The organism is Candidatus Blochmannia ocreatus, from assembly GCF_023585745.1.
Classification (GTDB): Bacteria; Pseudomonadota; Gammaproteobacteria; order Enterobacterales; family Enterobacteriaceae; genus Blochmanniella; species Blochmanniella ocreatus.
The window spans coordinates 737,584-746,321 of record NZ_CP097762.1 but is presented as its reverse complement, the minus strand read 5'-3'; the positions used below and the strand labels follow the sequence as shown (position 1 = coordinate 746,321).

The 8,738-nt window shown below is 27.1% G+C and carries 6 protein-coding genes and 1 tRNA gene; 2 read left to right on the top strand and 5 right to left on the bottom strand.

Annotated features, from left to right (window positions below):
• Positions 1-2 precede the first annotated feature (2 nt).
• Positions 3-76: transfer RNA gene (locus tag M9405_RS03225), tRNA-Pro, on the bottom strand.
• 283 nt (positions 77-359) lie between these two features.
• Here M9405_RS03225 and M9405_RS03220 point away from each other — a divergent pair.
• Complete coding sequence (locus M9405_RS03220) at positions 360-980, top strand: Fe-Mn family superoxide dismutase (protein ID WP_250223247.1); 621 nt, start codon at positions 360-362, stop codon at positions 978-980.
• Between the two features lie 129 nt (positions 981-1,109).
• On the opposite strand, the gene glyS is transcribed toward M9405_RS03220, so the two are convergent.
• Together glyS and glyQ are read right to left on the bottom strand one after the other, a co-directional pair.
• On the bottom strand, positions 1,110-3,212 hold the full coding sequence (gene glyS, locus M9405_RS03215; RefSeq protein WP_250223246.1) for a glycine--tRNA ligase subunit beta: 2,103 nt from the start codon (positions 3,210-3,212) through the stop codon (positions 1,110-1,112).
• 18 nt (positions 3,213-3,230) lie between these two features.
• Complete coding sequence (gene glyQ, locus M9405_RS03210) at positions 3,231-4,151, bottom strand: glycine--tRNA ligase subunit alpha (protein WP_250223245.1); 921 nt, start codon at positions 4,149-4,151, stop codon at positions 3,231-3,233.
• A gap of 349 nt (positions 4,152-4,500) precedes the next feature.
• Here glyQ and M9405_RS03205 point away from each other — a divergent pair, with 349 nt between their 5' ends.
• A complete protein-coding gene (locus M9405_RS03205; protein ID WP_250223244.1) occupies positions 4,501-5,514 on the top strand; it encodes an AI-2E family transporter in 1,014 nt (337 codons plus the stop codon).
• 135 nt (positions 5,515-5,649) lie between these two features.
• Here M9405_RS03205 and M9405_RS03200 read toward each other — a convergent pair whose 3' ends face one another.
• Together M9405_RS03200 and gyrB are read right to left on the bottom strand one after the other, a co-directional pair.
• Positions 5,650-6,060, bottom strand: coding sequence for an Hsp20 family protein (locus tag M9405_RS03200; RefSeq protein ID WP_250223243.1), 411 nt, complete (start codon positions 6,058-6,060; stop codon positions 5,650-5,652).
• Positions 6,061-6,294: 234 nt separating this feature from the next.
• Positions 6,295-8,706 (bottom strand): DNA topoisomerase (ATP-hydrolyzing) subunit B, encoded by a 2,412-nt coding sequence (gene gyrB / locus M9405_RS03195; protein WP_250223242.1) that lies wholly within the window; start codon positions 8,704-8,706, stop codon positions 6,295-6,297.
• Positions 8,707-8,738 lie beyond the last annotated feature (32 nt).

Here is an 8,738-nt window from a genome sequence, read left to right as displayed (position 1 = left end):
TATCGGCGAGAGAGGATTTGAACCTCCGACCTATACGTCCCGAACGTATTGCGCCACCAAACTGCGCTACTCGCCGTTAATAACAGTATAAATTTTAAAAAATATAAAACTCTATATTTTAGAATACTTAATAAAATTAATATCATTAATAATTAAATGAATTAGAAACATATTAAATCTTTCAATAAATTATTTTTATAAATTTAAGTGCTTTAATGAATAAAATGATCATAATATATATATCAGCATACATCAATAAATTAATTAGAATAAAATGCTTCTTAATCTAATAAGATGTTATAATAGTTTATATTTATTGATTTGATAAAAAATCATTAATGTGATTATGGAGAAATTTTATGAAATTTATATTACCTCCTTTGAACTATACATATAATGCATTAGAACCATTTTTTGATGCTAAAACTATGGAAATTCATTATACAAAACATCATCAAACATATATTGATAATGCTAACGCAGCATTATCAGATTTGCCTGAATTTTCTAATTTTACAGCTATAGAACTGATAAAAAAATTAAACGATTTACCTAAAAATAAAAGAACTATATTACGCAATAATATTGGAGGACATATAAATCATAGTTTTTTTTGGAAATATCTTAAAAAGAACACTATTCTTCAAGGTCCACTAAAAGATGCAATAGAATCTAACTTCAAAGATATATCTTATTTCAAAGATTGCTTTGAAAAAACTGCTATTAGTCGCTTTGGTTCCGGTTGGGTATGGTTAATAAAACAAAAAAACACTTTGTCCATAGTTTCCACTGCAAATCAAGATAATCCGCTAATGGGATTAGAAATCTCTGGAACACATGGGTACCCAATACTTGGTCTTGATGTATGGGAACATGCGTATTACTTAAAATATCAAAATCGACGTATAGATTACATTAAAGCTTTTTGGAATGTAATTAATTGGAACGAAGTATCAAATCAATTTGAACGCTACGTATAAAACTATTAACATGGTTCCATTAATTATTATCTAACCGTTTTGGAACCATGTTTTAAATAACAAGCAGTTTTATCTCGTTAATTAATAAATAAATATATTGTAATAATTAATTGTATTCTCAACATCTAATTAAGTAGATAATAAAGAAATATCTATAATTTTCAAAAACAAACTTTTAATTTTATTTAATAAAAGTAATCGATTCATCTGTATATGTTTATTTTTATTAATGATAATTACTTTATCAAAAAATTTATTAACTGCATCAAAAATTTTCACAGAATCAACTAATGCATCATAGTAACGATATTGAGAACATAAAACTTGCATTTTTCTTTCTACCATGTCCAGCTGATTCACTAAACATATTTCTTCCGCTTGTTTAAGCAAACTATATTGAATCTGCATATCACAAGGAATTTCTTTATCTAATATAATATTAGATATGCGCTTATACATTACATTCAATATAACGCTTTTTTCTTTCTGTATAGTAAAAAAAGTAGAAACCGCTACTAATCGTCTATCCACATCAATTAAATCAACAGAATTAACTTTTAATACTGCTTTAATAATATCAGTTCTATAACCTTTGGTAGAATACCAAAAAAACAACCTTTTATACATAAAATTATTAATATCTTCAATAACCGTTAAATTTGTTAATTTTTCTTGGTATAACTTTACTGATTCTTGAATTAAAATAGATAAATTTAATGGAAATTTCCTGTATATAAGAATACGTAATATTCCCACTGCTAATCTTTTCAAAGCAAATGGGTCCCTGTTTCCTTTAGGTAATTCTTGAATACCAAATATACCAGATATAGTATCCATTTTATCTGCAACAGATACTACACAAGCAGTATAAATAGTAGGTAATCTATCCATAGAAAACCTTGGTTGATAATGTTCTTTTTGTGCTAATACTATTTCAGATGATTCTCCGTCCCTATAAGCGTAATGCATGCCAATAATTCCTTGTGTAGAAGGAAATTCACAAACCATGTGACTCATCAGATCACCTTTACATAAATATCCAGCACGTTTAGCTTTTTGCACGTCAATCCCAATGACTCCTGCTATCCAAGCAGATAAATATTCTATTCGATGACTTTTATCGCATAAAGTACCTAATTTTCTATGAAATAACACTGAACTTAATTTAGAAACGTAATCTTCCAAACGATATTTTCTATCATTTTCCCAAAAAAATTTTGCATCTATCAGACGCGTGTCCATTACATATTCATGTCTTGTGACAATATTCTTGTAATTATTATTAACCGTATTAGCTACAAAAATAAAATATGGAAGTAAAACATCATTTTGGGTAATACTAAAAACTGGAAAATATTTTTGATCATATCTCATAATATGTAATATCACTTCAGACGGCAATGCAAGAAACTTTTTATTAAACTTACCATAAAGAATTACAGGCCATTCTACTAATGATGTAACTTCATCCAATAAGATACTATCTTTATCTTGACTCCTTACAATCCCTCCTAACTTTTTAACTTCTTTTTCTATAGCAATTTTTATCATCTCTTTTCTTTTAAAATAATCTGCTATTACCCAACCACTTTTAATTAAAACATCTGGATAATCCTTAGCGTGCTCTAAAACAATTTTATATTGTTCCACCATATTTATATTTCCATACAGTATTCTATCTATGTCTATACCAAAAAAACATCCTGGAATAATATATGAATCTAATAAAATTGTGACAGTACGCACTGGTCTTATAAATGCAGTATTTATACTGCCCCAACGCATCATTTTATAATTATTCAATTGCTTTAATGCATTATTTACTGTTGCATATAACAAATGCTGTAAGTTTTTATATAATACTTCTACTTCTTCTGGACTCGTAACAAATTCTTCTAAATTAGTATTAACTACATTAGTAGTATCATCTTTCATATTAATATCAGATATAATTTTCGGATTTTTAAAAACACGTTGACTATATTCATTAGCAAATATTTTATTTAAATGATTTTTATTAAAATTATTAATATTTAAATTTTTTTTAAAAATTATTTTAGCTTTAACAGCTAGACGACATGAAGATGCAAACCAAACCGCTTCCTTATATAAGAGTCTATTCTTTTTTAAATTTAAAACAACACCGCAAAAAAAATCTTGCCCTAATTTTTTTAAAATCTTATATGGCAATGGCTCAGTACCAATTTCTACTAAAAAAACATGTTCTTTCATTTAAAAATTTTATCTCTATTATGAATTAATAATTGTTTTTAGCATGGGAAAACCTAATTTTTTTCTAGACAGATAGTATACTTTTGCTATCATATGGGACAATTTTCTAATACGTAAAATATAATTTTGCCTTTCTGTAGTAGAAATAACTTTCCTAGCATCTAACAAATTAAAAATATGTATCGCTTTTAAAACACGTTCATATGCCGGTCTAATTAAAGATTTTTCCATATTTATAAGATATTTTATTTCTTTCTCATAATGACTAAAAAGTGTCAATAGAAATTCTACATTCGTATACTCACAATTGTATATAGATTGTTCCACTTCATTAAAAAAAAATAAATCTCTATATAAAAGAGGTCCTCTTTTACTATTATTCCAGATTAAATCGTAAACATTATGAACATTCTGTAAAAATAACGCTAAACGTTCTAAACCATATGTTATTTCTCCAGTTACAGGATTACATTCTAATCCACCCATTTGTTGAAAATAGGTGAACTGTGTTATTTCTATCCCATTTAATCGAACTTCCCATCCAGAACCCCAGGCTCCAAGTGTAGGATTTTCCCAATTATCTTCAACAAAACTAATATCATTTTTCTCGCAGCTTAATCCTAACATTTTTAAAGAATCTAAATATAAAGATAACATATTCTTAGGAGATGGTTTTATCACGACTTGAAATTGATAATATTGCTGTAATCTATAGGGATTCTTTCCGTATCTACTATCCATAGGACGTCTAGATAATTGAACATAAGATACAAAAACAGGTTCTGGTCCAATAGCATTAAAAAATGTAACAGGGTGCGAAGTAGCTGCACCTACTTCTATATCTAATGGCTGCACTATGCTGCAACCACAATCCTCCCAATAATTTTTCAATACCTTTATCAATTTTTGAAAAGTATTTACATTGTTTTTAATATACATTTAATTAATCTAAAGCACTAAAATTTCATATACCAAACAATTACTATTATTTATAATAATAGCTATTATAGAATAGCATTAATTTCATATAAATCTATACCTGCAAGGTACAATAAACTTTATGTAAAAGAATCAAAACTTTAAAAATCATAATACTATATGAATATATTTGTTGTATAAACATTTTACTATGCAAATAGTAATGAAAAATTTTTTATTTAATAAATTTTTTACATATAAAATAAATTATGCATAACACATGCAATAACTTTCATATATAAAGTATCAATATTTTTGATATATAACACTTTCATAACAACATGAATTGTCAAACAGAGCAAAATATAGCATGATCTTCCAAAAAAAATCAATAATGATTATTTCTTATGCAATAATGTTCATATGTATAATTATGGTAATACCATTAGGTTTATTTCCATGCTTTTTTTCTGGATTTTTAACATATGAAATTATAATATCTCTTTCTTCACATTTCGAACGATTTATTAAAATCATCTATGCTCGCTGGATTTCAGTAATATTAATTCTTGCAAGTATAATGATTGTTATTACATTTAGTATTATAAATTGTACTAATTTCTTCACAGAAGATTTAAACCAAATGAACATTTCTATTGAAATTAATCGAATTGTTTCTGATTTGAAAAACAGATTACCTAATAATTTTTTTTTACTAAATTTTTTACCAAATACTACAGAAGAATTAAAACATCAAATATTTAATTGGATAGAATCGAATATAATATTTATTCGTAATATGGGCCACAACTTTTTACACGCATTTATTACGCTTTTAATAGGACTAATAATCGGTATATTAATATCATGTTCTTCATCTAGAGTAAAACATACACACAATACATATTTTGTCACCCAACTATTAGAACGCATACATCATATGTCACAAGCATTCCACAAAATAGTTTTTGCGCAAATAAAAATTTCTTCAGTAAATACATTGCTCACATCTTTTATGATTTTTATCATATTTCCATTACTTGAAAAACCCTTACCATTAGGAAAAACTTTAATCATTATTACTTTCTTCTTTGGATTACTACCGATTGTGGGAAATATTATATCAAACATACTAATTACTATTTCTGCTTTATCTATTTCATTAGGTATTGGGATTATAATGTTAATTTATTTAATATTAATTCACAAACTAGAATACTTTCTCAATGCTGAAATCATTGGTAATAAAATTAACGCTAATCCTTGGGAACTTATATTATCTATGCTTATACTAGAATCAATATTTGGCTTAGAAGGATTAATAGCAGCTCCAATTTTTTATGCTTATCTAAAAATTGAATTACGTTCAAAAAAAATAATTTAATACCAAGACATATAAATAAATATATCACTAAATACATAACCTTATGCCCAAACATCCATAAAACATTATGAGGTCCGGGCATAATATCTAATTATATATAAAACTCATAATTGCGTTCTACAATAAATACTGTTACTATTTAATTTCAATGCGTCTCGGTTTTAACGTGTCAGGCAATATTCTTTCTAAATGTATATATAAAATTCCACACTCCAAATTTGCTCCATTTATCTTAATATGCTCAGCTAATTGAAATTTTCTTTCGAAATCATGATCTGTAATACCCTGATATAAATAATTTTTAGAATCTTGGGGAGAATCACTATGCGTCCCTTTCACTACTAACATATTATCATGCATTGTAATATCTAATTCACTATTTTTGAATCCAGAAACCACTATAGAAATAGTATATTTATGTTCATCTACTAATTCAACATTGTAAGGAGGATAATTACCATCATTTTGTCCAATTTCTAAAAAATTCACTAACCTATCAAATCCAATTACAGATCCATATAAAGGGGAAAAATCAAAATTACGCATATATGCACTCCTATAATAGAATTATTAATTCAATACATAAAAATATAATTTTCAATTAATAATTTTAGACACTAAAATTAAAATAAATCTATATACATAATAGAATTATTAATTAATAACTACCGCATTTAATATATCATATAACAATAGTTATATATATCTATTAATCATAAAAACAACCCCACCATATAAATTTATTTCAATAAAATACAAGAAACAAATATACTATATTAATTAGTAATCTATATTAGTTGCATTCAAAGCATTTTCTTCTATAAAAATACGTCTTGGTTCAACTAAATCGCCCATTAAAGTAGTAAATAAATTATCAGCTTCTATTGCATCTCTTATTGTGACACGTAACATACATCTATTTTTAGGATTCATAGTAGTTTCCCATAATTGGTCAGGATTCATTTCTCCTAATCCTTTATAACGTTGTACTACTAAATTTTTTCTAGATTCTTTCATACACCAATCTACTGCCTGTTCTAAAGAATTTACTTTCTTACTATTTGTTCCGTATTCTATATACGCATTTGAAAGCAATAATTTATTTATTTTATTTCCAAAAGATATTAACTTTTTATATTCATAACTCTTAAAAAAATCTATACTTAACACATATTCTGATCTGATTCCATAAATATGGGTATATAATACTGGTTCAAAATATTTTTTTTTGTTATGTTTTAGTATAGTATACTCATAACTATTACCATAATCTTCGTAATAATTTAGTGAAGCAACTAAATCTATCATCCAATCCTTGACAATTTCAAAATTACACCATTCTTCTACAGTTAGAACAGGATGATACATTAATCTAGTTAACAATGTTTTTGGAAATTTTCTTTCCATATGAACAATCATTTTTTGTATTAAGTAATAATCATGAATTAACTGCTCTAAACTTTTACCAGTCAAAGGAGGAGTATTAGAATTAATATAAAAACGAGATTTATTTACTGCTATAGACATTTGATATCGATTCATTTCTTCTTCATCTTTAAGATATTTTTCTTGGTGTCCTATTTGTACTTTATATAAAGGAGGTTGCGCAATAAATATATGCCCTCTTTCTATAATTTCTGGCATCTGTCGATAAAAAAAAGTTAATAATAAAGTACGTATATGCGCTCCATCTACATCTGCATCTGTCATAACTATGACATTATGATATCTTAATTTATCTATATTATATTCGTTAGGACCAATACCACAACCAAGCGCAGTTATTAATGTCATTACTTCTTGAGAAGTTAACATTTTATCAAAACGCGCTTTTTCTACATTCAATATTTTACCTTTAAGCGGTAAAATAGCCTGATTTTTACGATTTCTACCTTGTTTTGCAGAACCTCCTGCAGAATCCCCTTCCACTAAATATAACTCAGAATAAGCAGGATTTTTCTCCTGACAATCAGCTAATTTACCGGGTAAAGCAGAAAAATCAGATAATCCCTTACGTCGCGTTAAATCACGAATTTTACGAGCCGCTTCTCTGGCACGCGCTGCGCTAATAACTTTATTTATTATATTTTTAGAATCAGCTGGATGTTCTAAAAAAAACTCTATTAATTTTTCATACACTAAAGATTCAACAGCTGTTTTCACCTCGGAAGACACTAATTTTTCTTTAGTTTGAGAGGAAAATTTTGGATCTGGCATTTTAACAGATAATATAGCAATAAGCCCCTCTCTAACATCATCTCCTATTGTAATAACTTTAATTTTTCTAGCATGTACTTCTTTATCCATATAAAAATGCATAGTTCGCGTAATCGCAGTTCTTAATCCAGTTAAATGTGTTCCACCGTCTCGTTGCGGAATATTATTAGTAAAAGAATATATCTTTTCCTGAAAAGAATCATTCCATTGTAAAGCAACTTCTATATTAATTTTTCCTCTATTTCCCACACAATAAAATATATTAGGATGAATCGCCATTTTATTAATATTTAAATACTTTACAAACGCCTTTATTCCTCCCAGACAATGAAAATTGTCCATTATATTTTTACGACAATCACGTAAAACAATCGACACTCCTGAGTTCAAAAAAGATAATTCTCGAAAACGTCTGGATAAAATCTCATACTGAAATTCAACTTTATTTGTAAATACTTTTAAATTCGGCCAAAAACGTATTGCAGTACCACTATTTTCGCTATTACCAATAATTTTTAGAGGCGCTTTTGGTATACCATTACGATAAATTTGTTTGTAGATTTTAAAATCTCTTTTTATAACTAATTCTAATTTTTCTGATAATGCATTTACTACTGATACTCCCACACCATGCAATCCTCCTGATACTTTATAATTGCTATTATCAAATTTTCCTCCAGCATGCAATACAGTCATGATAACCTCAGCAGCAGATACACCTTCTTCATGTATACCTGTAGGTATGCCTCGACCATTATCCTGTATAGAAATTGAATTATCTTTATGTATTGTCACTATTATTTCTGTGCAAAACCCTGCAATAACTTCATCAATAGAATTATCTACTACTTCAAATACCATATGATGCAGACCCGTTCCATCATCAGTATCTCCAATATACATACCTGGTCTTTTCCGTACTGCATCTAATCCTTTTAAAATTTTAATACTTGAAGAATCATAAGTATCTAACATAATCTGGTCCTTATACAAGAAGGTATATTTAT